The organism is Amycolatopsis halotolerans (genome assembly GCF_042647905.1).
Classification (GTDB): domain Bacteria; phylum Actinomycetota; class Actinomycetes; order Mycobacteriales; family Pseudonocardiaceae; genus Amycolatopsis; species Amycolatopsis halotolerans.
On the sequence record NZ_JBHRWI010000017.1, the window covers coordinates 13,418 to 39,079 of the forward strand.

The window sequence follows — 25,662 nt, forward strand, 5'->3', positions numbered from 1 at the left end:
TTCCTCACAGGTGGTGGGCGAAAGTCTCGTACGCGGCGTCCGGCTCGCCGGTGGGTTCGAAGTGGCTGATGTTCTCCAGCGACGTCCACCATTCCTCGCGCGGCCGCCAGTTGGCGCGCACGCGCATGCCCATCCGGACCTCCTCGGCGGCACAGCCGAGCACCAGGTGCAGGAAGGCGATGTCGGCCCCGTCGAGCAGGATGTACGCCGCGACGTACGGCGGTTTGAGGCGCTGGCCGAGGAACGGCACGTTGACGATGCAGAACGTCGTGACGATGCCGGTGTCGGGCAGTTCCACCTCGTCGGTGGTCGGCACCCCGTCCACCGGGCACGCGCCGCGCGGCGGGATGTAGACCTTGCCGCACTCCGGGCAGCGCTGGCCGAGCATCCGTCCTTCGGCGAGTCCGCGCAGGTACCGGCTTTCCTCCGGCGACGCGGAATGCTGGTATTTCAGGTGCACCGGCGTGATGATCACGCTGACCGGCGCGCCCTCCTCGCGTTTCGCCACCGGCGGGGGAGCCTCGGTGGGCGTGGTGTCCGGCGCGCCGGAGGGCAGGAAGTACGCGATGTCGCGGATGTGGCCGACGGTCTCGTCCGCCCATCGCACGCGCACGCGCTGTCCGATGTGGACATTGTCCGGGGAACCGGCGTCGAGCGCGTGCAGCAGACTGGTGTCCGCGCCGTCGAGTTTCACCAGCACCCAGGCGAACGGACGCGACAGCGGCTGGCCGTCGAGCGGATCCGCGCACCAGGACCAGGAAACGACAACGCCTTCCGCGCTCACCGGGACGAACCCCGTCAACGGGTCCGCGGTGGCCGGGTCGTACTCGACCGGCGGCACGTGCACGCGTCCGTCGCTGCCGCGCACGCCCTCGATCCGGCGTTCGCGCAGTGCGTTGACGAAGCGGCCGAGCACCGGGCCGGTGGAGCGGGTGTAGTCGAAGCCGACGTTGAGCGGCGCCGACAGAGGGGCATCCGAAACCGTCACGGCTTCGAGTGAAACACGTTCTCGAATCCGAGGCAAGGAACCTGTTGTGTCTAGGTGGAACGCGTTCTAGATTTGAAAGATGGACCTGGGACTGTGGACCATCGCCGCGGCCGAGCCCGCCCGGGTGGCGCTGGTGGATCCGGACGGGCGGGAAATCTCCTACGGCGAACTGACGGCGAAAGCCAACCGGTACGCCTCGGGCTTGCGAGAGCTGGGCCTGGGCGTCGGCGATTCGGTGGTGCTGCTGCTGCCGAACGGCGACGACCTGGTCGCGGCGTACTTCGCGGCGATTCAGACCGGGCTGTACGTGGTGGTGGTGAACTGGCACCTCGTCGGGCCGGAAGTCGCGTACATCCTCTCCGACAGCGGGGCCAAGGCGTTTCTGGCGCATGAGCGGTTCGCGGATGTCGCGGTGGCTGCGGCGGATGAGGCTGGGTTGGCTGCTTCGGCGCGGTTCGCGGTTGGTGCTGTGCCTGGCTTCCGTCGGGCCGAGGAATTGGGCGCGGGGCTCGGGGACGGGCGGCCGGACAACCGGACCGCTGGCTCGCCGATGCTTTACACCTCGGGCACGACTGGACGGCCCAAGGGCGTCAAGCGGCCGTTGACCGGGGCTGATCCGGATCAGGTGCCCGCCGCGTCGACGTGGTTCTTCGGGGTGTTCGGGCTGCAACCGTTCGACGATCACGTGCATCTTTGCGGGTCGCCGCTGTATCACACGGCGGTGCTGAATTTTGTGGCTATTTCGCTGCAGCTGGGGCATACCGCGGTGTTGATGGACCGGTGGGACGCCGAGGAGATGCTTCGGTTGATCGAGCGGCATCGGGTCACGCACAGCCACATGGTGCCGACGCAGTTCCGGCGGTTGCTGGGCTTGCCGGACGAGGTGCGCGCGAAATACGACCACAGCTCGCTCCGCGTGATGATTCACGGAGCGGCGCCCTGTCCGCTTGAGGTCAAGCGGCAGATGCTCGAGTGGTGGGGGCCGGTCGTCACGGAGTACTACGCGGCCACTGAAGGCGGCGGAACGGTGATCAACGGCGAGGACTGGTTGCGCAAGCCGGGGTCGGTCGGGTTGCCGTGGCCTGGGTCGACGATCCGGATTCTTGACGACGCCGGGGACGAGGTGCCGACGGGCGAGACCGGTGCGGTCTATATGAAGATGGGCGACTCCAAGTTCGAGTATCACCGGGACAAGGCCAAGACCGAGAAGGCTCGGGTCGGGGACTTGTTCACGCTCGGCGACGTTGGGCATCTTGACGAGGACGGGTATCTGTTCCTGCATGACCGCAAGGCGGACATGATCATTTCCGGCGGGGTGAATATCTATCCCGCGGAGATTGAGGGCGAGCTGGTGATGCACCCGAAGATCGCGGACGTCGCGGTGTTCGGCATCCCTCATGAGGACTGGGGCGAGGAGATCAAGGCGGTGGTGCAGCCTGCGGACGGGGTTGAGGCTTCTCCGGAGCTCACCGCCGAACTGCTCGCCTACGCGGAAACGCGTCTTGCACGGTTCAAATTGCCTCGGTCGGTGGATTACTTGCCCGAGCTGCCCCGCGATCCGAACGGGAAGCTTTACAAGCGGAAGTTGCGGGAGCAGTACGTGTCGTGAGGTGGGGGCCCACCACCCCTCAGCCTGATGGTGACTACGGGCGGCGGGTGCTTGTCAAGGCGGGAAAGATGCCTTGACAAGCACCCGCCGCCCGTGTTTTTGGCTTCGTATCGGGGTTGTGGGGGTCTGGGTGCCCCCGTGCGCGGCTTGGGGTGGGAGCGCTGAACGTTCGTGAGGGGAACCCTGAGGGACTCAGAGTCCCTCAGGGTTCCCCTCACGAACGGTCGTTGTCAGCGGCCCTGGAAGTGGGGTTTGCGTTTTTCGGTGAAGGCCTTCGGGCCTTCCTTCGCATCTGCGGAGGCGAAGACTTCGATGCCGTACTTGGCGTCGAGTTTGAAGGCTTCTTCCTCGTGCATGCCCTCGGTGTCGCGGATGGTCTTGAGGATCGCGCGTATCGCCAGGGGGCCGTTGTCGTTGATCAGGTGAGCGAGTTCCAGCGCGCGAGCCAGCGCTTGACCGTCGGGGACGACGTGGCCGACCAGGCCGATGTCGCGTGCCTCCGCGGCGGTGATGTGCCGGCCGGTGAGGAGGAGGTCGGCGGCGACGGTGTACGGGATTTGCCTGGGCAGTCGCACGGCCGAACCGCCCATCGGGAACAGGCCCCAGCGGGGTTCGGAGACGCCGAACTTCGCGCTTTCCGCGGCCACCCGGATGTCGGTGCCCTGCAGGATTTCCGTGCCGCCCGCGATGGCCGGGCCTTCGACGGCGGCGATAAGCGGCTTCGTGAGACGGCGGCCCTTCAGCAGGCCCTCGATGCGGCTCGGGTCGAAGGAGCCGTTCGAGAACGATTTGTCGGGGGCGTTGCGGGACATGGACTTCAGGTCCGCGCCCGCGCAGAACGCTCCGCCTGCACCGGTCAGGACGCAGCTGCGCACCTGGTCGTCCGAATCCACTCGGTCCCAGGCCTCGACCATGATCGAAAGCATCTCGCCGGTGAGGGCGTTGCGGGCTTCCGGGCGGTTCATCGTCACCACGAGCGTGTGGCCTTCGAGGCTGACGAGTGCGTGGGGTTCGGCCACCGGGGCCTCCTTAATAACGGGCCGGGGTCATTGCCCAGAACGATAACATGTTCTACTTTGGGTGCGTGGCACTCAACATCGCGGATCTACTCGAGCACGCCGTCGACGCCGTGCCGGAACGCGTCGCGGTCGTGTGCGGCGGACGCCAGGTCACCTTCGCGCAACTGGAGAAGCGCGCGAACCGGCTGGCGCACCACCTGGCCGCGCACGGCGTGGGACCCGGCTCCCACATCGGTGTCTATTCCCGGAACTCCATCGAGGCACTGGAAGTCATGTTCGCCGCGTACAAGCTGCGCGCGATCGCGGTGAACGTGAACTACCGCTACGTCCACGGAGAACTCCGCTATCTGTTCACCAACGCCGACCTGGTGGCGCTGGTGCACGAGCGGCGCTACTCCGACCGGGTGGCGGCGGTGCTTCCGGAAACGCCGAAACTGAAACACGTTGTAGTCGTCGAGGACGGTTCGGGCACGCCGTACGAGACGGGCGTCGAGTACGAGGCGGCGCTCGAAGGCGAGTCGGACGAACGCGACTTCGGCGAGCGCAGCGCCGACGATCTGTACATCCTCTACACCGGCGGCACCACCGGTTATCCCAAGGGTGTGCTGTGGCGGCACGAGGACATCTGGCGCGCGCTGGGCGGCGGCATCAACTTCGTCACCGGCGAGTACGTGCCCGACGAGTGGACGCTCAGCGAACAAGGCAAATCCGGTTCGCTCGTGCGCCTGCCTGCCGCGCCGCTGATCCACGGAGCGGCTCAGTGGGCCGCGTTCGGCGCGCTGTTCACCGGCAGTCCGGTGGTGTTCGTCCCGCAGTTCGACGCGCACGACGTGTGGCGCGCGGTGCAGGAACACAAGGTGCAGGTGCTGACGATCGTCGGCGACGCGATGGCGCGGCCCCTCGTGGACGCCTACCGCTCCGGCGAGTACGACGCGTCGTCGCTCGTCGCGGTGTCGAGCCACGCGGCGCTGTTCTCGCATTCGGTGAAGCAGGAATTCCTCGAGATGCTGCCGAACGTCGTGATCACCGACGCGATCGGCTCGTCGGAGAGCGGCTTCACCGGAATCGGCATGGTGGGCAAGGATTCCGACCACTCCGCGGGCCCGCGCGTGAACTTCGGCAAGGACGCCATCCTGCTGGACGACGACGGCCAGGTGGTCGAACCGAAGCCCGGCGCCATCGGGCTGATCGGCCGCCGCGGCCACGTCCCGCTCGGCTATTACGGTGACCCAGAGAAAACGCGCACCATCTTCACCGAGGTGGACGGCGTCCGTTACGTCGTGCCCGGCGACTACGCGCGCTACGAGGAAGACGGCACGGTTACGTTGCTGGGCCGCGGATCGCAGTGCGTGAACACCGGCGGCGAAAAGGTGTATCCGGAAGAAGTCGAGGGCGCGCTGAAGTCGCACCCGGACGTTTTCGACGCACTCGTCATCGGCATCCCGGACGACCGGCTCGGCCAGCGCGTCGCCGCTGTCGTCCAGCCGCGTCCTGGCGTTCAGCCGGATCTGGCCGCGCTGGAAGCGCACGTGCGGACCGAGGTCGCCGGATACAAGGTGCCGCGCACGGTGTGGCTGGCCGAGGAGATCGGCCGTTCGCCCAGCGGGAAGCCGGATTACCCGTGGGCCCAGCGGTACGCCGCCGAACACGAACCCGCCTAGGAGGGCGCATGCGCACATCGTTGTGCGACCGGTTCGGCATCGAGGTGCCGATCTTCGGATTCACCCCGTCGGAACACGTCGCGGCCGCGATCAGCCGCGCGGGCGGCATGGGCGTGCTGGGCTGCGTCCGGTTCAACGACGCCGCCGAACTCGACGCGGTGCTGTCCTGGATGGACGAGAACACCGACGGAAAGCCTTACGGCGTCGACATCGTGATGCCGGCGAAGATCCCGTCCGAAGGCACCCAGACCGACCTGAACGAGCTGATCCCGCCGGGCCACCGGGCGTTTGTCGATAAAGTGCTGAAGGACCTCGCGGTCCCGCCGCTGCCCGACGACACCGACGAACGAGCCGGTGTTCTCGGCTGGCTGCACTCCGTTGCCCGGTCCCATGTGGACGTCGCGCTGAACCACCGGATCAGCCTGATCGCCAACGCACTGGGCTCGCCCCCGACCGACGTCATCACCCGCGCGCACGACGCGGGCATCCCGGTCGCGGCCCTCGCCGGAAAGGGCTCGCACGCTGCTCGTCACGTCGACAACGGCGTGGATCTCGTTGTCGCGCAAGGACATGAGGCAGGCGGGCACACCGGCGAAATCGCGACCATGGTGCTGGTCCCGGAAATCGTCGACGCCGTCGGCGACCGCGCCCCGGTGCTGGCGGCCGGCGGCATCGGCTCCGGCCGCCAGGTCGCCGCCGCACTGGCCCTGGGCGCTTCGGGCGCGTGGATGGGCTCGTACTGGCTCGCGACGCGGGAATACCTCCAAACGATGCCCGAATCGGAGGCGATGCAGAACGCCCTGGTAGAGGCGACTTCCGCGGACACCGTCCGGACCCGGATCTACACCGGCAAGCCCGCTCGCCTGCTGAAGACCCGCTGGACGGAGGCGTGGGCGGCGCCGGGCGCGCCGGAACCGCTGCCGATGCCGTTGCAGAACCTGCTGGTTTCCCACGCGCACAACCGGATCCACGCCGCCGCGGACCCGTCGGTGGTGTCGATGCCGGTGGGCCAGATCGTCGGCAGGATGAACCGGGTCCGCCCGGTGGCCGAGGTGATGGCGGATCTGGTGCGGGGATTCGAGGAGACGGTGTCCCGGTTGGACAAGATCCGCTGAGGTTCAGGCGAGGCGCTGCTTGATGAAGAGGGCAGCCCGGTCGAGGGCTTGCCCTGCTTCGTCGAGGGTGTCGGTGAAGGTGTGGAAGACATGCGGGACGTCGGCGGTGATGTCGAGGATCACGTCGACGTCCGCGTCGCGCGCGCGTTCCGCTAGCCGGACCGAGTCGTCGAGCAGCATTTCGTTCGTGCCGACCTGCAGCAGGATCGGCGGGAAACCGGTCAGGTCGGCATGGACCGCCGGGGCGAGGAGCGGCTGGGCGGGATCCGCGCCGGCCAGATACAACTCGCCGGTGCGGGCCATGCCTTCCCTGGTGAAGAAGGGGTCGGCGTCCTCCTTCGCCGCCATGGACGCCCCGGTGCGGGTGTGGTCCAGCCCCGGCGAGAACGCGACGATCCCGGCGGGCATCGGCAGCCCGGCGTCGCGGGCGGCCAGGGTCGTGGTCACGGCGAGGCCGCCGCCTGCGGAATCGCCCGCGAAGAGGATCGAGGACGGATCGTTGTCCTCCAGGAGGCTCCGGTAGGCGGCGAGACAGTCCTCGATGCCGGCCGGGAACGGGTGCTCGGGCGCGAGCCGGTAGTCCAGCGAGAGCGCGCGGATTCCAGTGCGCAGGACCAGGTTCGCCGTCAGTGCCATCGCGGTGCGCGGCGACCCCAGCGAGAACGATCCGCCGTGGAAGTACAGGATCGTGCCCGGCCGCGGGTCTGCTGATGGCTCGACAAGGATCGCTGGCCGCCCAGCGAGCGTGGTTCCGCTTTGCCGCGGCGCGACGGGAACGGGAAACTCGCTTATCAACGCGGCGAACCCGGCCCGCATCCGCTCGACCGGCACCGGTCCGGCCCCCTTCGGCGCCCGCCGCAGCTGCTCGTCGATCGCGCGGCGTTGTTCCCTGCTCATCTGTGCTCCTGAAGATTCTGCGGAAGTATATTCCGAGGCATGTAGTGCTAGACTATATGCCGTGGCAGGTACTTCGGCACACGAGCGGCTCTTCGACCATCTGGTGCGCTGCGAGACCCGGATCTACAACGCGCTGGGGGAGCGGCTCAAGGCCGAGCACGGGATCGTCGCTTCGCAGTTCGAGTTCCTGCGGTATCTGGGGCAGCATCCGCAGTCGCGGGTCGCGGACCTGGCGGTGAACTTCGCCATCGGGATCGGCGCGACGAGCAAGGGCATCGACCGGCTCGAAGCGCGGGGCTGGGTGCGCCGGGTGCCGAATCCGGAGGACCGGCGTTCTTCGCTGGTGGAGCTGACGCCGAGCGGCCGGGAGCTGGCCGGAGCGGCGGAGGAGACTTTCCGGGCGCAGCTCGAGGTGCTGATCGGTTCCGTGGTGGCCCCGGACCGGGTCGAGGCGGTCATTTCGGTACTGGCCGAGCTGCGGGGGGCTTTGGAGGAGCGGAACGTCGGCCTTCCGGCGGGTTAGCGCTTGGCCGTTGGGGCGGCGGTGATCCTGTGCTTCGATGCCGCCGGGAGTGGAATGTCAGGCTGCCCGGCCTCGCGGTTCTGGCGGGAATCTTGCGTTGTTCGGCGCTTCGGCGGAGCGTGGAGAAGTCCCCTGAGCGGCCGGGCTTCGCCCCGGGGTGAGGCGATCCGCGAGCGGGAGGCGGGCTCTCGAGGCGCGGGTACTCGCGCGCGGCGGGATAGCCCCGTCCGAATGCTTCTGCCGCATGGAAAAGCCGCGCGAAGCCGGGTGCGGAACCCCAGGGGAGTCCCGCGCCCGGCTCAGCGCTCGATCTCAGTGCTCGGTCAGATCTTCCCCGCTGCTGCGGCGATGTCCGAGGCGAACGAGCTCACCTCGGTGTACACGCCGGGTGCGTGGGCCCTGGCGCAACCGTCGCCCCAGCTGACGATGCCTACCTGGATCCATTCGCCTGCTCCGTCGCGGCGGAACATCGGGCCGCCGGAGTCCCCTTGGCACGTGTCGACTCCGCCGGTGTCGAGCTTGCCCGCGCACAGTTCCGCGTCCGGCTTCAAGTCGGCGTAGGAACCGCCCTGGGACTGGCACGTCGAGTCGTCCACGAACGGGACTTCGGCCTTCAGCAGGTAGCGCTGCTGCGCGCCGCCTTCCTGGGCCGCGCCCCAGCCGGCGATGGTGAACGTGCCGGAGTTGTTGTCGGCGGTTTTCGCGATCGGCAGCGTCTGGACGCCGCTCACCGGGCTCGCCAGCTTGATCAGCGCCCAGTCGCCGCCGGTGGAGTCGTACGTCGGGGAGCGGTAGACGTAGGTCGAGCGCACCTTTTTCGCGCTCGAACTCTGCAGATCGACCACGCCGAGCGTCGCGGTGATCGACGAGTCCGCTCCGGTGCGGTCGACGCAGTGCGCGGCGGTCAGCACGAGCTGGTCGGTGTACATCGCGCCGCCGCAGCCCATCGAAAGCCGGACCATCCACGGGAATTCCCCCTGGCTGGCGCGAGTTCCGCCGACGACCTGAGGCTCCGCGCCCGGCGACGGCGTCGTCGACGCCACGGCGGGCGTCGCGAACCCGGCGGCGGCCGCGAGCGCTGCCGCGCCTGCCAGGACTCGCGTGAGCATGCTGAAGTTTCTCTTGTCGGCCAAGGGGATTGTCCTTCCGGTGTCCACTGTGGAGCTTCCGCTCCCGGGGCGGGGAGGTGTCGTGTGGTGACGAATCGACTACACCAGAGCGGCGGTAAGTGGACAACCAACTTTCTTCGGATCTTTCGGATTCTTCACCGGATCCGGCAGATTTCGGCATGCGACACGGCGATAAAAAGCAGCCTTGACCTGGGGGAGTGTGATTATCGGAGTAACCGGGCGGAGGCGGAGCGAGGGGGACTTTCGCGCACCGGATGCGACGGCACAAGCCGGAACCCGTGCCAGAAAACAAAAAACTCAGCGCGCGAGCCCTCGGCGGCGCACGAAGTACGCCACCACGCCCAGCCCCAGCACCAGGCAGCCGCTGAGCACCGAAGCGATCGGCAGGCTGAACGCCAGCACCGCGCACCCCGCCAATCCGCCTGCCGCGACGGCCTTCGGCGCAGCCCCTTCGTCCCGGCGAAGCGTCAGCGCGGAGGCGTTCGCCACCGCGTAGTACGCGAGCACTGCGAAGGACGAAAACCCGATCGCACCACGCAAATCCGTTGTCGTGGCCAGCACCGCGACCACCACGCCAACCGTGAACTCAGCCCGGTGCGGCACCGAAAACCGAGGATGCACCGCGGTCAAAAACCGAGGCAGATGCCCGTCCCGCGCCATCGCGAGCGTCGTCCGCGAAACGCCCAGCACCAACGCCAGCAAAGATCCCAACGCGGCCACCACCGCGCCGACGCGAGCCACCGGCGACAGCCACGGCACAGCGGCAGCGAGCGGATCGGGATTCGCCCCGATTCCGTCTGGCCCCAAGGTCACCAGCAGCACCACCGCCACCACGGCGTACACCACGAGAGCCAGTCCTAAAGCGAGCGGAATCGCCCGCGGAATCGTGCGGGCCGGGTCGCGGACTTCCTCGCCGAGAGTGGCCAGCCGGGCATAACCGGCGAACGCGAAGAACAGCAATCCTGCCGCTTCGAGAACCCCGCCGCCGTGAAACGGGGTCCACGGGGAAACGTGCGGGCCGGAAAAGCCGAAAACCGCGACCAGGGTAAGCACCACGAGAGTGATGCAAACGATCACCCGAGCAGCCAAAGCGGACCGGTGCACACCGAGGTAATTCACGCCGGTGACCAAGCCGATCACGGCCACCGCGAGCAAGCTCCGCCACGGCTGCCCGAGTCCGGGAGCGGCGTAAGCGACAACGGTCAGCGTCATCGCCGCACAGCTCGCCGTTTTCCCGGCGACGAAGCCCCAACCCGCTATGTATCCCCAAAATTCACCCAGCCGAGCGCGCCCGTACACATACGTGCCACCGGATTCCGGATACCGCGCGGCAAGCCGGGCGGAAGAAGTCGCGTTGCAGTAGGCGACCAACGCGGCCACCGCGAGCGCGGGCAGCAATCCCGCGCCCGCCGCACGCGCAGCGGGCGCGAACGCGGCGAAAACACCGGCGCCGATCATCGAACCAAGCCCGATGAAAACGGCGTCGGCGAGGCCTAACCGGCGGGCCAAAGGCATTGCGGGGGTCCTCCCGTGGGGTCAGTTCGCGAGACAGCGAACCATGCGCCGCGCGTCTGGCATAGGCTCGGGTCTCGTGCCCACGTCTTCGCCGCTGTCCCGCCTGTCCGCCGACGGACCGGTCCGCGACGGCATCCCGGATCACGGCCGCGTGCCGCGCTACTACGCAGTGAAGGTCGAACTGCTGGCCGTCATCGCCGAATTGGGCGAAGGCAGCGCGCTTCCCACGGAACGCGAACTGTGCGAGCGGTTCGAAGTGTCCCGGGCGACGGTTCGGCAGGCGGTGGGCGAGCTGGTGCTCGAAGGCAGGCTGTCGCGACGGCAGGGGAGCGGCACGTACGTCGCCGCGCCGAAGCTGGTCCAGCCGCTCGCGCTCGTCAGCTACACCGAAGGCCTGCGCCGCCAAGGCATCCGGCCCGGCCGCTCGCTGATCACGCTCGAACGCCGCGCCGCGGGCACCGGATTGGCCGCCGATCTGCGGATCGAACCGGCCGCCGAAGTGATTCACCTGGAACGCGTCCTGCTCGCCGACGACGAGCGCGTCGGCCTCGAATCGACCTTCCTCCGCGCCGACAGGTTCCCGACGCTGCCCGAGGATTTCGACCCGGAGCAGTCGCTGTACGCGTTCCTGCGCGACGAACTGGGCGTGGTCTTCGACGGGGCGGAGGAACGCGTGGAGACCGTGCTCGCCACACCCCGCGAGGCGCTGCTCATCGGCACGAACCCGGCATTGCCGATGCTGCTGATGCACCGCGTGTCGTGGGGTCCGGACGGTGAGCCGTTCGAGCGGGTCCGGTCGCTTTACCGCGGCGACCGGCTGAGTTTCGTCACGCGACTGAACCGCGTCGAGTAGCTGTCACATCCGGCATCGCCCCTTCGTTCCCTCTGCATCGAACGGAGGGACAACCATGGATATCGCACTGTGGATCGCTCAGGCGGCCCTCGCCCTGCTCTTCGCTCTGTCCGGCGTGCTGAAGTCGACGATGTCGCGGCAACGGCTGATCGAGAGCGGGCAAACCGGGGTGGCCGCGTATCCGATGCCGGTCGTGCGCTTCGCCGCGATCTGCGAACTAGTCGCGGTAGCCGGTCTGATCCTGCCGAGGCTGACCGGGATCGCCCCGGCGCTCACCGGGTGGGCGGCGGTCGGCCTGGCGGTGGTGATGGTCGGCGCGATGGCGGGGCACTGGCGGCTGGCCGTCACCGAGCGCCGCCCGGCGGAGTACCGCAACGTCGCGGCGAATGTCGTGATCCTGGCGGTGTGCGTGTTCGTCGCGGCCGGTCGGCTGTGAAGATAACAGAACGGTAACTCATCTGGTCCAATATTCGAGGCTGCTTCACCTGGCGTTCCCCGTGCCGACAGGCTCCGTTGAGCGCGGGCGGCGACTGTTGCGGCCGTGCGAATCATCATCGTTGGCGGCGGCGTGCTCGGCACCCAGCACGCCTGGCAGGCCGTGGAACGCGGCCACGAAGTCCTCCAGCTCGAACGCGAGCCGGAGGCGCGTGGAGCGTCCGTCCGGAACTTCGGGCTGGTGTGGGTCGGCGGTCGCGCCGCCGGTCCGGAGCTGGAGACGGCGGTGCGCGCCCGGGAGCTGTGGGAGCGGATCGGCGAACGCGTGCCCGCGCTGGGTTTCCGGCCGAACGGCTCGCTGACGGTCGTGCGGACGGACGCCGAGCTGGCTGTCGCGCAGGAGGTCGTCGCCGGGCCGGGGGCGGCTGAGCGCGGCTTCAAACTCCTCGACGCGAACGAGACCCGGGCGCTGAACCCGGCTCTGCGCGGCAACTTCGCCGGTGCGTTGTGGTGCGAGCGCGACGCGGCGGTCGAACCGCGGACGGCGCAGCCTGCTCTCCGCGAAGCGCTGAAGGCGAGCGGTCGTTACCAGTGGCTGCCCGGCCGCGAGGTGCGGAACCTGACGGAAAACGGCGTCGTCGACGACCACGGCGAGCGCCACGAAGGCGACACCGTGGTGTTCTGCACCGGCGCGTGGCTCGGCGGGCTGGTGCGCGAGATCGCGGGCGAGATCCCGGTGCGGCGGGTCCGGTTGCAGATGGCGCAGACCGAACCGCTGGACGAACCGCTGCCCACCAGCGTCGCGGACGGCGACAGCTTCCGGTACTACCCGGCCTACCGCGGCGCGGCACTCGACGCGATGAACGAAGGCCAGCCGCAGGGCGAAATCGCCGCCCAGAACGCGATGCAGCTGCTGATGGTCCAGCGTCGCGACGGCTCGCTCACCATCGGCGACACGCACGAGTACGCGCAGCCGTTCTCCTTCGACGTCACCGAAGACCCGTACGAACACCTCGCCGAAGTGGCGAGCGCGCTGCTCGGCCGCCCGCTGCCTCGGATCCGCCGTCGCTGGGCTGGCGTCTATGCGCAGGCAACCGACCAGGCCGCCGTGGTGCACCGGGAACGGTTGTCCGACAACGCTTTCCTCGTCACCGGCCCGGGTGGCCGGGGCATGACCTGCTCGCCCGCAATCGCCGAAGACACCGCAAAGGAGCTGAGCTGGTGACCACCGAACTCGTCGTGCTCGACATGGCCGGAACCACCGTCGCGGACGACGGACTGGTCGAACGCGCTTTCACCGCGGCGATCGCCGCCGCCGGAGTGTCCGAAGAGGACGAACGATACGCCGGGATGCTCGACTACGTCCGGGAAACCATGGGCCAGTCGAAGATCACCGTGTTCCGCGCGCTGCTCGGCGACGAAGACCTCGCCCAGCGCGCGAACGCCGAGTTCGAAGGCTCGTACGGACGTCTGGTCGCGGCGGGGGAGTGCAAGCCGATTCCCGGCGCCGAGGAAACCGTCCGCAGCCTGCGGGAGAAGGGCGTCCGCGTCGCGCTGACCACCGGTTTCGCGCCCACGACTCAGCGCGCGCTGCTGGACGCGCTCGGCTGGCACGACCTCGCCGACCTCGCGCTCGCGCCCGGCGACGGCGTGCGCGGCCGTCCGTATCCCGACTTGATCCTCGCTGTCGCGCTGAAGCTGCAGGTCACCGACGTCCGCAACATCGCGGTGGTCGGCGACACCCCCACTGATGTCCGCACCGGCCTCGCCGCCGGTGCCGGAATCGTCGCCGGAGTGCTCACCGGCGCCGGCAACCGCGGCGAACTGGAAGCCGCGCACGCCACCCACGTTCTCGAATCCGTCTCCGCCCTCCCCGCCGTGCTCGATCTTGAAGGAGCCACCCAGTCATGAGAATCCGGAAAGCGACCGTCGTCGCTCTCGTCGCGACCCTCGCCGGCCTGCTGTCCGCCTGCGGCGGCACGGCGGGCGGCGCAGGCGGCGACCAGACCGTCACCGTGTACACCGCGGATGGCCTCGAAGACTGGTACAACGCCCGGTTCGCCGAGTTCAAGCAGCAGACCGGAATCACCGTCCAGGCGGTCACCGCCGGTTCCGCCGAGGTCGTTTCGCGCGTGGGCAAGGAAAAGGCCAACACTCAGGCCGACGTCCTCGTGACGCTCCCGCCGTTCGTGCAGCAGGCGGCGAAGGAAGGCCTGCTCGCGACGTCCGCGCCGAAGGGCGTCGACCAGGTTCCGGCCGCGCAGAAGGACCCGCAGGGCCGCTACTACGCGCTGATGAACAACTACCTCAGCTTCATCTACAACCCGCAGCAGGCGAACCCGGCCCCGAAGAGCTGGAACGACCTGCTCGACCCGAAGTACAAGGGCAAGCTCCAGTACTCCACGCCCGGACAGGCGGGCGACGGCACCGCGGTGCTGCTGCAGGCTCAGCACGTCTTCGGCGACCAAGGCGCGCTCGAATACCTCGGCAAGCTGCAGGCCAACAACGTCGGCCCGTCGTCGTCCACCGGCAAGCTGCAGCCGAAGGTCGCGAAGGGCGAGGTGCTCGTCGCCAACGGAGACCTGCAGATGAACCTCGCGGAGATCGACAAGAGCGGCGGGTTCTCGGTGTTCTTCCCGGCCGACGCGCAGGGAAAGCGTTCCACCTTCGCGCTGCCGTACTTCGCCGGTCTGGTCAACAACGCGCCGCATTCGGACAACGCCCGCAAGCTGCTCGACTTCCTGTTCTCGCCGGAAACCCAGGCGAAGGCCAGCGACGCGTACGGCATCCCGGCCCGCTCCGACGTCAAACCGCAGGGGCCGAAGGCGGAGAAGATCACCGCCGCGATGTCCGGAGTGGACATTTGGACGCCGGACTGGAACTCCGTCCTCGGCCGTCTCGACGCCGACCTCGCCGCGTACCGGAAGGCCACCGGACAGTGACTCCGGCAGTAGAGTTCCGCGGCGTATCCATCCACTTCGGAGCGACGCAAGCGCTTGCCCCGCTGGATCTCTCAGTAGCGCGCGGCGAAACGCTGGCGCTGCTGGGGCCGTCCGGCTCCGGCAAGTCGACCGCGCTCAAGGCGCTCGCCGGGTTCCTCCGGCCGAGCGCCGGACGGGTGCTGCTCGACGGCCAGGACGTCACCGATCTGCCGCCGCACCGGCGCGGACTCGGCGTGGTGGTGCAGAGTTACGCGCTCTTCCCACACCAGCGCGTTGCCGACAATGTCGCGTTTGGACTGAAGGCGCGCAAGATGCGCCGCGCGGACGTGACGCAGCGCGTCGGCGAGGTGCTGGATCTAGTGGGGATGAGCGAGTACGCGCGCCGCTATCCGCGGGAGCTGTCTGGCGGGCAGCAGCAACGGGTCGCGTTGGCGCGGGCGCTGGCGATCCGGCCGAACGTGCTGCTGCTTGACGAGCCACTGTCCGCATTGGACGCTGCACTGCGCGAGGACATGGTCGCGGAGCTGCTGCGGCTGCGCGCCGAATTGCCGGATACCACGCTGATCTACGTCACCCACGACCAGAGCGAAGCTCTCGCGCTCGCCGACCGGATCGCCGTGCTGCGCGATTCCCGGCTGGTCGAACTTGGTCCGTGCGAACAGCTTTATCGCCGTCCGGCCACCGAGTTCACCGCGAGCTTCCTCGGTGCGGCGAACCTGATTCCAGTCGAGTTGGTGCGCGCGGACGGCTCGGTCGCGACGGTCCGGCTGGCCGGGCGTGAGCTGTCCGCCGAACCGTCTGGCACGCTCCAGCCGGAGCGGCCGGTGGCGCTCGGCGTGCGGCCGCACCGGATTTCGGTCGGCGAACCCGGGCCGGACACTTTCCCGGCGCTCGTCCGCGGCGTGCAGTGGCGCGGCTCCGGGTACCGGCTCGACCTGCGGCTCACCGATGAGGTCTGCGACATCCGCGCCGAGGTCCCGGACAGTCCGGTGCTGCCCGCGGTCGGCGACCGCGTCGGAGTGTCCATTCCGGACGGTTGCCCGCTGGTGGGGGTAGGCGGATGACCGGCCTCGCCCTCGGCACCGCCGCGCTCGCCCCGACCCGTCGCGGCACGCGGCCCCGCCGGTACCGGATCGGCTGGCTGCTCCCGCCCGCGATCGTGGTCGCCGGGTTCTTCGGCTACCCGCTCGTGCTGGTGATTCTGCAGTCGTTCACCGCGCAGGACGGCAGTTTCGGGCTTTCGGTATGGACGCAAGTGCTGTCGTCGCCGGAATTCGGCCGCGCGGTGTGGCAGACAGTGTTGCTGGCCCTGGGTTCCACCGTCGGCTGTGTGCTGCTCGGCGGGTTTCTCGCGCTGGTTGTCGCGTTCGTCCCGTTTCCCGGGGCGACGCTGCTGGCCCGGCTGGTCGACACGGTGCTGGCGTTCCCGTCGTTCCTGATCGCGCTGGCCTTCACGTTCCTTTACGGCGGCGCGGGAGTCTTTGGCACCGCTGGGTTTCTGTACTCGCCATGGGGTGTGCTGCTCGCCGAGATCACCTTCTACACGCCGTTCGTGATGCGGCCCGCACTCGCCGCGTTCAGCCAAGTTCCGTCGGCGCAACTGGATGTGGCGGCGAGTCTCGGCGCGCGACCAGGCCGGGTGTTGTGGCGAGTCGTGCTTCCGGAAGCGCTGCCGTCGCTCGCGTCCGGTGCGTGTTTGGTGCTGCTGTTGACGATGAACGAGTTCGGCATTGTGCTGTTCCTCGGTGCCAAGGGCGTCTCGACGTTGCCGATGCTGGTGTACGGCAAGGGAATCGTCACGTTCGACTTCCCGGCCGCGTCGGTGGTCGCGGTGGTGAACGTGGTGCTGTCGCTGGTGCTCTACACGGTTTACCGGCGAGTGGTCGGAAGGGGAGGCCGTCGTGCTGCTGTGGACGCGGCGTAGCCGGTTGCTGGTATGGCTGGTGTTCGGTGTGGTTTTCCTCGGTGTGGTGGCCGCGCCGCTGGTGATGATCGTGGTGGCGTCGTTCGCCGGGAGCTGGACGGGCGTGCTGCCGAGCGGGCTCACCGGGGCGCATTACGCCGAGGCGTTGTCCGGCGAGACGTTCGCGAGCCTGTCGGTGAGCGTGCAGACCGGCGTGATCACGTCGCTGGTCTCGGTGCTGATCGGGACCTGGGCCGCGCTGGCCGTCGACCACGCGCCGCCGCGGCTGCGCCGGATCGCGGATTCGCTGTTCCACCTGCCGATCGCGGTGCCGTCGGTGGTGCTGGGGCTGGCGTTGCTCGTGGCGTTCAGCCGTCCGCCGGTGGCGTTCAACGGCACGCGCTGGATCGTCCTCGCCGGACACCTGATGATCCTGCTGCCCTTCGCGTACAGCACGGTTTCCGCCGCGCTGCAACGCGTTGACCCGCTGCTCGCGCAGGCCGCGGCGAGTCTCGGCGCACGTCCGTTGCGGGTGCTGCTGCGAGTCCGGTTGCCGGTGCTGCTGCCCGCGATGTCAGCTTCGGCCGGTTTGGCGCTGGCGATGTCGATGGGCGAATTGGGCGCGACGATGATGCTGTACCCGCCGGACTGGCGGACGCTCCCCGCGACCATTTTCTCCCTCACCGATCGGGGACAGGTGTTTCTCGCGTCGGCGAGCACGGTGCTGTTGCTGGTGGTGACTCTGGCCGGGGTGGTGCTGCTGGGGCTGGTGCGAGGGAAGGCTTCCGCCCGGTGAAATAGTTTTCGCGCGCCGGTGCAACCTCCGGGCCCTCGATTCCGTCCGCGATACATGCGGACTACAGGGAAAATCGTGGGAGCGAGCGCGCTGCTGCTGACTGTCGCGGCGTGCGGAAGCAACGGGACTACCGCCGCGCCGGTTTCCTCCTCCGGTTCGGCGTCCAGTCCGGTGTCGGTTTCCTCGCCGCCACCGACCTCTTCTTCGCCGTCGGTCGCGCCGCCGCCGGCGTCGGGGCCGCCGAAGAGCCGTCCTACGCAGGGCGTGCCGCCTGGGGATACCGCACCTGCTGCTGGGCAGATCAATGCTTCGGCTCTTCCTGCTGGGTACCCGCACGACGTCACGCTCGCTGAAGGCGGCTCGGTGGTGGTGATCCAGGCTGAAGAGGGCGGCTGCGACAAGCTCAGTGCGAAGGCAGCGGAGCAGACGGCTGCTCAGGTTGTCGTGCTCGTGACGATTACCAAGGCCCCGCACGGACAGATGTGCCCGATGCATGTGCGGGAGATTTCGTTGCCGGTCCGGCTTGCCGCGCCCCTGGGCGGGCGGGAATTGGTGTTGAAGCCGGGTCCGTGAAGATCGGGTGCAACCCCTCGGGGCGGTCGATCCGTCCAGGGATCATGAGGTACTCGACGAAGCTGATCGGAACGACACGACTGGCGGGCGCGGCACTGGTGCTCACGATGGCGGCCGCGTGCGGCAGTCCGACGAGCATGGCGAACGCACCGGCGTCCGGGACCGAGACCGCGCCGCCGAGCGGCAGCGCCGGCACCTCGACCTCGGTGCCACCGCCGGGCAAACCCCAGTTCGACCCCCCGCAAGGGGCCCAGCGGGTGCCGGACAACCGGGTGGACGGGGCGGCGTTGCCCAAGACGTTCCCCAAGGAGGTCTATTCGGACAACGGGGGGACGGTTTTGGTGGTGCGGGCCGAGGAAGGGGGGTGCGGGCATGCGCTCGGTGAGGCTGTTGAGCAGAGTGCCCAGAAGGTGGTGGTGGATTTGAGCGAGACCAAGGCGCAGACCGGGCAGATGTGCACGATGGACTTGCGGCATCCGGTGATTTCGGTGGCGTTGGGAGCGCCGTTGGGGGAGAGGACTGTGGTTTTGAAGCAGTCCGCTCCTCGGTGACCGTGCTGCCGGATGACTTCGTCGGGGGGTTATCCGGCTCGTCGCCTGGCGGCGACATTGCGCCCGGGATGGGGCCACCACCCCGAAGCTGATGGTGACTACGGCGCGGGGGTGCTTGTCAAGGCGGGAAAGATGCCTTGACAAGCACCCCCGCGCCGTGTTTTCGGCTTCGTATCGGGGTTGGGGGTGGGGTGGGTGCTTTGACGGTTGGGTGCATCGGCTGCGGTTCGCGGGGGGTTGGGGCTTGCGCCCCAATGTGGCGTTGGGTGCATGTGACGCACCGAATGCCACATTGGGTGCATGTGACGCACCGAATGCCGCGTTGGGTGCATGTGACGCACCGAATGCCGCGTTGGGTGCGTGGGATGCACCGAATGTGGCGTTGGGTGCGTTGCGGCGGTGGGTGGTCCGTGAGGGGAACCCTGAGGGACTCAGAGTCCCTCAGGGTTCCCCTCACGTACTTTTCTGGCAGTCCACAGTGGACTCGTTGGGCTGTCCGGGGCTGTTCGGGGGTGCGTCGATGGCCCCGCCGTGCGTGCGGCTCTAGGCTTTGCGGCTATGGGAACTCGCCAGGTTTCGCGCAGTGCGGTGGTCGCTGCCGCGCCGGAACGGATTTTCGCGTTGCTTGCTGATCCGGCTCAGCATCCGCTCATTGACGGGTCCGGCACGGTGCGCGCCAGTCGTGGGGCGGCGCCGGATCGGTTGTCGTTGGGGGCCGAGTTCGGCATGGAGATGCGGATGGGGGCGCCGTATCGGATTCAGAACACCGTGGTCGAGTTCGAGGAGAATCGGCTGATTGCCTGGCGGCACTTCTCCGGGCATCGGTGGCGCTGGCTGCTCGAGCCGACGGGGGACGGGCGCACCGAGGTCACCGAGACCTTCGACTGGTCTACTGCCCGGTCGCCGCTCGCGATTCGGTTGCTGGGGTTCCCCAAGCGCAACGCCGAGGCCATCGAGAAGACTCTCGCCCGGTTGGGCGGGATGTTTCCCGGGTGACCTCGGCGTGCCTTGAGATCAGCGGAAGCTGATTTGCAGTACTGGTTCGCTGGTTTCGGAGAAGAAGTCGTTGCCCTTGTCGTCGATGACGATGAACGCGGGGAACTCTTCGACCTCGATTTTCCAGACTGCTTCCATGCCGAGTTCGGCGTACTCGAGGACGTCGACCTTCTTGATGCAGTCCTTCGCCAGCCGTGCGGCCGGGCCGCCGATCGAGCCAAGGTAGAAGCCGCCGTGTTCCTTGCACGCGGCGGCGACCTGCTTCGAGCGGTTGCCCTTCGCCAGCATCACCAGCGAGCCGCCCGCGGCCTGGAACTGGGCGACGTACGAGTCCATCCGGCCGGCCGTGGTCGGACCGAACGAGCCGGACGCGTAGCCATCGGGGGTCTTCGCCGGGCCCGCGTAGTAGACCGGGTGGTCGCGGAGGTACTGCGGCATCTCCTCGCCGGCGTCCAGGCGCTCGGCGATCTTGGCGTGCGCGATGTCGCGCGCCACGACCAGCGGGCCGGTCAGGGACAGGCGCGTCTTCACCGGCAGCTGCGCCAGCTGCGCGCGGATCTGGTCCATCGGCTGGTTCAGATCGACCGACACGACCTCGTCGGACAGGTCGTCCTCGGTGACGTCCGGGAGGAAGCGGGCCGGGTCGCGTTCGAGTTGTTCGATGAACACGCCCTCTTCGGTGATCTTCGCCTTCGCCTGGCGGTCGGCCGAGCAGGACACCGCGACGCCGACCGGGCAGCTCGCGCCGTGGCGGGGGAGGCGGATCACCCGGACGTCGTGGCAGAAGTACTTGCCGCCGAACTGGGCGCCGATGCCGAACTGGCGCGTCATCTCCAGCACCTGCTGCTCGAGATCGCGGTCGCGGAACGCGTGGCCCAGTTCGGAACCCTCGGCAGGCAGGTTGTCCAGGTAGCGCGCGGAGGCGAGCTTCGCGACCTTGAGGTTGAACTCGGCCGACATGCCGCCGACGACGATCGCCAGGTGGTACGGCGGGCACGCGGCGGTGCCGAGGCTGCGCAGCTTCTCGTCCAGGAACCGGGCGAGGCGCTTCGGGTTCAGGACCGCCTTGGTTTCCTGGTACAGGAAGGTTTTGTTGGCGCTGCCGCCGCCCTTGGCCATGAACAGGAATTCGTACGACGGGTCCGTCGCGTCGCTGTCCTTGTGGTAGAGCTCGACCTGCGCGGGCAGGTTCGTGCCGGTGTTGCGCTCTTCCCAGAAGTTGATCGGGGCCATCTGCGAGTACCGCAGGTTGAGCTGCTGGTAGGCGTCGAAAATGCCCTGCGAGAGCGCGCGCTCGTCGTCGCCGCCGGACAGCACGCCCTCAGTGCGCTTGCCGATGACGATCGCGGTGCCGGTGTCCTGGCACATCGGCAGCACGCCGCCTGCCGAAATGGCCGCGTTGCGGAGCAGGTCCATCGCGACGAACCGGTCGTTGCCGCTGGCTTCGGGGTCGTCGACGATCGAGCGCAGCTGCTGCAGGTGTGACGTACGCAACAGGTGCTGGATGTCGGTGATCGCCGTGCGAGCGAGCGTCGTCAGCGCTTCCGGATCGACCTTCAGAAACTTCCGCCCGGCGGCTTCGACGGTCTCGACGCCGTCGGCGGTGACCAGCCGGTATTCGGTGGTGGTGTCCTTGCCGAGCGGCAGGACTTCGGTGTGCTGGAACGTGGTGGGCGGCACAGCGAGGCTCCTTTGCCCTGATCGGGATTGGCTCACGGTACTCAGCGGGTTCCGCCCGGTCGCACGGGCGCGGGGACGCTGTGGGATAGCGCACGCCGGCGGCGCTCCCCGCGGGTTTCGGGCAGGCATGGTCGGGAGGCCGGGCCCACCCCGACGGACCCGACCTCCCGGGGAAAGCGGACCGGATGCGCACACACCCGCCCCGCGTGACTAACGGGACCCCCGCCGGCGCGTTGACCGGACGCCGCACAGCGGGGGTCGCGAACGCTTGCTACCCAGCGCCCGGAACCGCCAAACGCGAACGAGACGCGAATTCCACCATCGGGTGCACAGAGTGGTGACGGGATTGCGGTGGGTATCAGCGGAAACCGGATCAACGGGAGAAATCGGGGCACGGAAGGAGGATCGTGTGCTCTAGTGGGGCTAAAGGGGCTGGTGAGGCTCAAGTGACTGATGAGGCTGGTGGTGTTGATGAGGTGATTTGTCGGCAAATGCTCGGCGATCGCCAGACGGCTAATGAAGCGGGTGCCGAGACAACCGGGCGCCGAGACGGCCGAGGCGGGCGAAATCCGGGCCTGGACACGACAAAACCCCCGGTCCGGAGATCGAACCGAGGGTTCTCTGCAGCCGGCGGCACCGTCCGCCCGCTGCTGACTGAGATCGCGGCCAGCGGCACCATCCGCTGCCGACTGAAATTGCTACCGGCGGCACCGCCCGCTGCGTACCGAGATCGCGGCCAGCAGCACCGTCCGCTGCCGACTGAGGTCGCTACCGGCGGCACCGTCCGCCCGCTGCTGACTGAGATCGCGACCGGCGGGCACCACCTGCTGCCCGCCGTGATGGCGGCACTATCCGCTGCCGACTGAGATCGCTACCGGCAGCGCTGCCCGCTGCCTGCCGAGATCGCAACCAGCGGCATCGCCCGCTGCCCGCCGAGACGGCAGCCAGCAGCCCCACCCGCTGCGCATTGACATCGCTGCCAGCGGCATCACCGCTGCCCACCGAAAAGATGGATCTGGCCAGAGGATTCCGCCCCGCCCGACCAGGCCCCACCCGGTCCCCGACGGAAACCCCGGCCTGCCTGCCCGCGTGCTCGCGGCGAACCGCGCTCACCGGACCCCACGCCCGGTCAGCCCGCCGCGGCAGCCCGAATCAGCTCGCCGGCCGGCTTCTCCGCCCTCTCCGGGACCCGGGCCCCGAACCCTGGCCCCGGAGAGGGAAGAAACTCAGCTGGCGTACGCCCGCAGCCGGTCGGCGCGCTCGCCTTGGCGAAGCTTCGCCATGACCTCGCGCTCGATCTGCCGCACGCGCTCGCGGGACAGGCCGAAGTGCTTGCCGATCTGGTCGAGGGTGCGCGGCTGGCCGTCGTCGAGGCCGTAGCGCAGCCGGATGACGTGCTGTTCGCGGTCGTCCAGCGTCGCCAGGACACGACGAAGGTCGTCCTGCAGCAGACCGGAGATCACGGCGCTCTCGGCGTCGGTCGCCTCCGAGTCCTCGATGAAGTCGCCCAGCGGGGCGTCTTCCTCGGTGCCCACCGGCATGTCGAGGCTCACCGGGTCGCGCGACTGGTCGAGCAGGTCGGAGATCTTGTGCACCGGAATGCCCGATTCGGAGCTCAGTTCCTCGTGCGTCGCGTCGCGGCCCAGCTGCTGGTGCAGGTCGCGGCGGATCCGGGCCAGCTTGTTCACCTGCTCGACCAGGTGGACCGGCAGCCGGATCGTGCGGCCCTGGTCCGCCATGCCGCGGGTGATGGCCTGGCGGATCCACCACGTGGCGTACGTGGAGAACTTGAATCCCTTGGAGTAGTCGAACTTCTCCACCGCGCGGATCAGGCCCAGGTTCCCCTCCTGGATCAGGTCGAGCAGCGGCATGCCCCGGCCGGTGTAGCGCTTCGCGAGCGACACCACGAGCCGGAGGTTCGCCTCCAGCAGGTGGTTCTTCGCGGTGTGGCCGTCGCGGATCAGCGCGCGCAGCTCCTTGCGGCGCTGGGCCGTGAGGTCCTCGACGGTGTCGAGCATGTGCTGGGCGAAGACCCCGGCTTCGATCCGCTTCGCCAGCTCGACCTCGTCGGCCGCGGTGAGCAGCGCGGTCTTGCCGATGCCGTTCAGGTACACGCGCACCAGGTCGGCGGCGGGGCTCTGGGCGTCGAGGTCGGCGTCGGTGAGCGCCCCCACGCTCGGACGCTCCTCGGTCTGCTGTGCTGGAATCCGGCGCTCGCGAATCCCGCGCGCTTCGCGTTCGAGAGTCTGGACTGACATTCTGCCTCCCCGGTCACGGGCTGAACGTGTCTCGCCGGCGCCTGCGGGACGGGGCCTGTGGAATCCCGTGTCCGCGGGCCCAGCCGGCTTGGCTGGACACTGGTCTCAACGCCCCGGGAAGCTGAAACGTTCCCGGCTCGCTGAAATGAGGACGGGCGTACCCGCCTCGCGGTTGCTCCACCAAAACTGAGGTTTTGCTGAGAACCGCACCGCCCCGGGAAATGCGTGCGAATCGCGCGCTGTGCCTTCGATGTTACGCGCCCCGTTCCAATGTGGTCTAGACCTCAACGAGAACGGTGAACGGGCCGTCGTTCACGCTTTCCACCGCCATCTCCGCGCCGAACCGTCCGGTCGAGACGGTCGCGCCGCGGCCGCGCAGTTCCGCGACCACGGCGTCCACCAGGGGTTCGGCGATTTCCGGCCGGGCGGCGGCGGTCCACGACGGGCGACGGCCCTTGCGGGTGTCGCCGTAGAGCGTGAACTGCGACACCACAAGCAGCGGCGCACCGGTCGTCGCGCAGGATTCTTCGTCGCGCAGCAACCGGAGTTCGTGAAGTTTGCGGGCCATCGTTTCGGCTTTTCCGAGATCGTCGTCACGGTGCACGCCCAGCAGCACGAGCAGCCCCGGTTCCTTGATCTCTCCAGTGATCTCCCCCGCGACGGTCACGCTCGCGCGGGTGACCCGCGCCGCCACCGCCCTCACTGCGGCGAACCGGGCACGAGCATCCCGTGCCGCACGAGCTCGCGGACAATCGGCAACGCCGAGGCGGTCAGTTCGGCCGAATCGAGGCCCTGCGCGGCGGACAGCAGGTCCAGCAGATCCGATAGCGGCAACGCACCGCGGCAACCCGCGAGAAGCCGCGTCGTGAGTTCGTCGACCTCGTGCTGCCAACCCGGTCCGTCAGTGCGGTGCAGCCGGCGCACGGTCGTTTCCCAGCCTTCGTCGCCGGGTGAATCGACGCGTTCGAGCAGCACTGTTTCGGGTACCCGAAACGCTACGTCCAACACATTGTCGCCGTGCGTACGCAGCCACTCGACGCGATCGAGCCAGTTCGCTGCCTCGGGGCCCAGCGGGTCGTCGTAAGCCTGTCGCAGGTCTTCGCAGACAACAGTCGGCGTCTGACCGTTCGCGCGCCGCAGCGTCACGAAGCCGAAACCGATGCCCTGTACGTCGTTTTCGGTAAACCAGTCGAGCCACGCCGCAGCCTTCGCGCGTCCTTCGGGCGAGCGCGGGTCGATGCCTTCGTCACGCAGCCAGGTGCCGACGTACAGGCCTGGGTCGGCGACGTCGCGCTGTACGAACCAGGCGTCGGTCTCAGACGGCAGCCAGCGCGCGACGCGGTCGCCCCAGTCTTCGCCGCGTCGGTGCAGCCACGACGCGAGCAGCTGGCCGGTGCCGCCGTCGTTGAGGAAGCTCGGCAGCTGACGGACGACCAGCGCACTCGCGTCGTCGCCGGCCAGACCGGAGTCGCGGTAGGTGTAGTCGACGCGCGGCGGGCCGACCACGAATGGCGGATTGCACACCACCTGGTCGAACCGGCGGCGCGCGACCGGCGCGAACCACTCGCCGCGCAGCAGTTCGACGTCCAGCTCGTTCAGCCGGAACGTGCCCGCAGCGAGCGCGAGCGCGCGGGCCGACACGTCGGTCGCGGTCACCCGCTGCGCGTGCCGGGTCGCGTGCAGCGCCTGGACGCCGTTGCCGGTGCCCAGGTCGAGCAGGGTGCCGACCGGGCGGCGGCTGGTCGCGCGGATCAGGCTCAGCGACGCGTGCCCGACGCCGAGCACGTGGTCCTCGGGCACGACGTGGCCGAGCATGTCGGCGTCGAGGTCGGAGACGACCCACCACGAGCCGTCGTCGTCGCCGTGCGGGCGGATGTCGAGCGCGGCGCGGAACTCGTCCTCGACGGCCCGCAGGATGCCCGCGGCCACCGCGTCGTCCGCGCTGAGCGGGGCGAACGCCGACGAGACCGTCTTCTCCGGCTCGGCGAGACCGAGCAGGAACAGCCGGATGAAGACGCCGAGGTCCCCAGCGTCGAGGCTCGCGCGGCGGGCGGGTTCGGGCTCGCCGCGGCCGAGCGCCGTGTGCGCCGCGCCGCCGAGCGCGTCGACGACGCCGTCAGCGTCGTAGCCGGTGCGTCGGAACGCTTCGCGCAACCGCGCGCAGACGTCGTCGGAAAGGTCAGGAAGAGGCGTGTTCGTGCTCACGGTGGGTAAGCCT

Annotated in this window: 24 protein-coding genes; 15 read left to right on the forward strand and 9 right to left on the reverse strand. The window is 68.7% G+C overall.

What is annotated here, in order from left to right; all coding sequences use genetic code 11:
* Nucleotides 1-4: 4 nt before the first annotated feature.
* A complete protein-coding gene (locus ACFORO_RS13840; protein WP_377871329.1) occupies nt 5-988 on the reverse strand; it encodes a Zn-ribbon domain-containing OB-fold protein in 984 nt (327 codons plus the stop codon).
* A gap of 79 nt (nt 989-1,067) precedes the next feature.
* Between ACFORO_RS13840 and ACFORO_RS13845 the strand changes: the two genes are divergently transcribed.
* A complete protein-coding gene (locus ACFORO_RS13845; RefSeq protein ID WP_377871330.1) occupies nt 1,068-2,597 on the forward strand; it encodes an acyl-CoA synthetase in 1,530 nt (509 codons plus the stop codon).
* Nucleotides 2,598-2,827: 230 nt separating this feature from the next.
* Here the strand turns inward: ACFORO_RS13845 and ACFORO_RS13850 are convergent, their stop codons facing one another.
* Nucleotides 2,828-3,616 carry a crotonase/enoyl-CoA hydratase family protein gene (locus ACFORO_RS13850; protein WP_354750960.1) on the reverse strand — a complete coding sequence of 263 codons (789 nt, stop codon included), beginning with the start codon at nt 3,614-3,616 and terminating at the stop codon, nt 2,828-2,830.
* Nucleotides 3,617-3,681: 65 nt separating this feature from the next.
* Here ACFORO_RS13850 and ACFORO_RS13855 point away from each other — a divergent pair, with 65 nt between their 5' ends.
* Nucleotides 3,682-5,277 (forward strand): acyl-CoA synthetase, encoded by a 1,596-nt coding sequence (locus tag ACFORO_RS13855; protein ID WP_377871331.1) that lies wholly within the window; start codon nt 3,682-3,684, stop codon nt 5,275-5,277.
* 8 nt (nt 5,278-5,285) lie between these two features.
* Entirely contained in the window at nt 5,286-6,392 is a 1,107-nt protein-coding gene (locus ACFORO_RS13860; RefSeq protein WP_377896562.1) for an NAD(P)H-dependent flavin oxidoreductase, read from the forward strand.
* A 3-nt stretch (nt 6,393-6,395) separates the two neighbouring features.
* Here the strand turns inward: ACFORO_RS13860 and ACFORO_RS13865 are convergent, their stop codons facing one another.
* Entirely contained in the window at nt 6,396-7,289 is an 894-nt protein-coding gene (locus ACFORO_RS13865; protein WP_377871334.1) for an alpha/beta hydrolase, read from the reverse strand.
* Between the two features lie 61 nt (nt 7,290-7,350).
* On the opposite strand from ACFORO_RS13865, the gene ACFORO_RS13870 reads away from it, so the two are divergent.
* Nucleotides 7,351-7,812, forward strand: coding sequence for a MarR family winged helix-turn-helix transcriptional regulator (locus ACFORO_RS13870; RefSeq protein WP_377871335.1), 462 nt, complete (start codon nt 7,351-7,353; stop codon nt 7,810-7,812).
* 323 nt (nt 7,813-8,135) lie between these two features.
* Here ACFORO_RS13870 and ACFORO_RS13875 read toward each other — a convergent pair whose 3' ends face one another.
* A complete protein-coding gene (locus ACFORO_RS13875; RefSeq protein WP_377871336.1) occupies nt 8,136-8,945 on the reverse strand; it encodes a S1 family peptidase in 810 nt (269 codons plus the stop codon).
* A 294-nt stretch (nt 8,946-9,239) separates the two neighbouring features.
* Nucleotides 9,240-10,457 carry an APC family permease gene (locus tag ACFORO_RS13880; RefSeq protein ID WP_377871337.1) on the reverse strand — a complete coding sequence of 406 codons (1,218 nt, stop codon included), beginning with the start codon at nt 10,455-10,457 and terminating at the stop codon, nt 9,240-9,242.
* A gap of 76 nt (nt 10,458-10,533) precedes the next feature.
* On the opposite strand from ACFORO_RS13880, the gene ACFORO_RS13885 reads away from it, so the two are divergent.
* The 11 genes from ACFORO_RS13885 to ACFORO_RS13935 all read left to right on the forward strand — a co-directional run bounded on the left by ACFORO_RS13885 (nt 10,534) and on the right by ACFORO_RS13935 (nt 19,506).
* A complete protein-coding gene (locus ACFORO_RS13885) occupies nt 10,534-11,310 on the forward strand; it encodes a GntR family transcriptional regulator (protein WP_354750966.1) in 777 nt (258 codons plus the stop codon).
* A gap of 55 nt (nt 11,311-11,365) precedes the next feature.
* Nucleotides 11,366-11,746, forward strand: a complete 381-nt coding sequence (locus tag ACFORO_RS13890; RefSeq protein WP_377871339.1) for a DoxX family protein — start codon at nt 11,366-11,368, stop codon at nt 11,744-11,746.
* Between the two features lie 105 nt (nt 11,747-11,851).
* The gene (locus ACFORO_RS13895; protein ID WP_377871341.1) at nt 11,852-12,970 is read left to right on the forward strand and encodes a TIGR03364 family FAD-dependent oxidoreductase; all 1,119 of its coding nucleotides are present in this window, start codon (nt 11,852-11,854) and stop codon (nt 12,968-12,970) included.
* Nucleotides 12,964-13,656, forward strand: a complete 693-nt coding sequence (locus ACFORO_RS13900) for a phosphonatase-like hydrolase (protein ID WP_377871360.1) — start codon at nt 12,964-12,966, stop codon at nt 13,654-13,656. Before ACFORO_RS13895 ends, ACFORO_RS13900 begins: the two co-directional genes overlap by 7 nt.
* A complete protein-coding gene (locus ACFORO_RS13905) occupies nt 13,653-14,687 on the forward strand; it encodes a 2-aminoethylphosphonate ABC transporter substrate-binding protein (protein WP_377871342.1) in 1,035 nt (344 codons plus the stop codon). Before ACFORO_RS13900 ends, ACFORO_RS13905 begins: the two co-directional genes overlap by 4 nt.
* Entirely contained in the window at nt 14,684-15,751 is a 1,068-nt protein-coding gene (locus ACFORO_RS13910; protein ID WP_377871344.1) for an ABC transporter ATP-binding protein, read from the forward strand. The genes ACFORO_RS13905 and ACFORO_RS13910 overlap by 4 nt, the downstream gene beginning before the upstream one ends.
* The gene (locus ACFORO_RS13915; protein WP_377871345.1) at nt 15,748-16,611 is read left to right on the forward strand and encodes a 2-aminoethylphosphonate ABC transporter permease subunit; all 864 of its coding nucleotides are present in this window, start codon (nt 15,748-15,750) and stop codon (nt 16,609-16,611) included. Before ACFORO_RS13910 ends, ACFORO_RS13915 begins: the two co-directional genes overlap by 4 nt.
* The gene (locus ACFORO_RS13920) at nt 16,589-17,386 is read left to right on the forward strand and encodes an ABC transporter permease (RefSeq protein ID WP_377871346.1); all 798 of its coding nucleotides are present in this window, start codon (nt 16,589-16,591) and stop codon (nt 17,384-17,386) included. The genes ACFORO_RS13915 and ACFORO_RS13920 overlap by 23 nt, the downstream gene beginning before the upstream one ends.
* 75 nt (nt 17,387-17,461) lie before the next feature.
* Nucleotides 17,462-17,959, forward strand: coding sequence for a hypothetical protein (locus ACFORO_RS13925; RefSeq protein WP_377871347.1), 498 nt, complete (start codon nt 17,462-17,464; stop codon nt 17,957-17,959).
* 44 nt (nt 17,960-18,003) lie between these two features.
* Complete coding sequence (locus ACFORO_RS13930; RefSeq protein ID WP_354750973.1) at nt 18,004-18,510, forward strand: hypothetical protein; 507 nt, start codon at nt 18,004-18,006, stop codon at nt 18,508-18,510.
* A 558-nt stretch (nt 18,511-19,068) separates the two neighbouring features.
* Nucleotides 19,069-19,506: an SRPBCC family protein gene (locus ACFORO_RS13935; RefSeq protein WP_354743474.1), complete on the forward strand. Its 438-nt coding sequence runs from the start codon at nt 19,069-19,071 to the stop codon at nt 19,504-19,506.
* A gap of 18 nt (nt 19,507-19,524) precedes the next feature.
* Here ACFORO_RS13935 and ACFORO_RS13940 read toward each other — a convergent pair whose 3' ends face one another.
* The 4 genes from ACFORO_RS13940 to ACFORO_RS13955 form a co-directional block, all read right to left on the reverse strand.
* A complete protein-coding gene (locus ACFORO_RS13940) occupies nt 19,525-21,186 on the reverse strand; it encodes a fumarate hydratase (protein ID WP_377871348.1) in 1,662 nt (553 codons plus the stop codon).
* 1,226 nt (nt 21,187-22,412) lie between these two features.
* The gene (locus ACFORO_RS13945) at nt 22,413-23,444 is read right to left on the reverse strand and encodes a sigma-70 family RNA polymerase sigma factor (protein WP_354743470.1); all 1,032 of its coding nucleotides are present in this window, start codon (nt 23,442-23,444) and stop codon (nt 22,413-22,415) included.
* A 277-nt stretch (nt 23,445-23,721) separates the two neighbouring features.
* Nucleotides 23,722-24,147: a D-aminoacyl-tRNA deacylase gene (gene dtd / locus ACFORO_RS13950; protein ID WP_354743468.1), complete on the reverse strand. Its 426-nt coding sequence runs from the start codon at nt 24,145-24,147 to the stop codon at nt 23,722-23,724.
* A complete protein-coding gene (locus tag ACFORO_RS13955) occupies nt 24,144-25,649 on the reverse strand; it encodes a DUF7782 domain-containing protein (protein WP_377871349.1) in 1,506 nt (501 codons plus the stop codon). The genes dtd and ACFORO_RS13955 overlap by 4 nt, the downstream gene beginning before the upstream one ends.
* Between the last annotated feature and the right edge of the window lie 13 nt (nt 25,650-25,662).

Bases quoted from the DNA above. Each gene is read 5' to 3' on its own strand.
- ACFORO_RS13915 (WP_377871345.1), top strand. From the start codon at position 15,748: ATGACCGGCCTCGCCCTCGGCACCGCCGCGCTCGCCCCGACCCGTCGC.
- ACFORO_RS13845 (WP_377871330.1), top strand. From the start codon at position 1,068: ATGGACCTGGGACTGTGGACCATCGCCGCGGCCGAGCCCGCCCGGGTG.
- ACFORO_RS13945 (WP_354743470.1), bottom strand. From the start codon at position 23,444: ATGTCAGTCCAGACTCTCGAACGCGAAGCGCGCGGGATTCGCGAGCGC.
- ACFORO_RS13930 (WP_354750973.1), top strand. From the start codon at position 18,004: ATGAGGTACTCGACGAAGCTGATCGGAACGACACGACTGGCGGGCGCG.
- ACFORO_RS13905 (WP_377871342.1), top strand. From the start codon at position 13,653: ATGAGAATCCGGAAAGCGACCGTCGTCGCTCTCGTCGCGACCCTCGCC.
- ACFORO_RS13935 (WP_354743474.1), top strand. From the start codon at position 19,069: ATGGGAACTCGCCAGGTTTCGCGCAGTGCGGTGGTCGCTGCCGCGCCG.
- ACFORO_RS13860 (WP_377896562.1), top strand. From the start codon at position 5,286: ATGCGCACATCGTTGTGCGACCGGTTCGGCATCGAGGTGCCGATCTTC.
- ACFORO_RS13865 (WP_377871334.1), bottom strand. From the start codon at position 7,289: ATGAGCAGGGAACAACGCCGCGCGATCGACGAGCAGCTGCGGCGGGCG.
- ACFORO_RS13880 (WP_377871337.1), bottom strand. From the start codon at position 10,457: ATGCCTTTGGCCCGCCGGTTAGGCCTCGCCGACGCCGTTTTCATCGGG.
- ACFORO_RS13890 (WP_377871339.1), top strand. From the start codon at position 11,366: ATGGATATCGCACTGTGGATCGCTCAGGCGGCCCTCGCCCTGCTCTTC.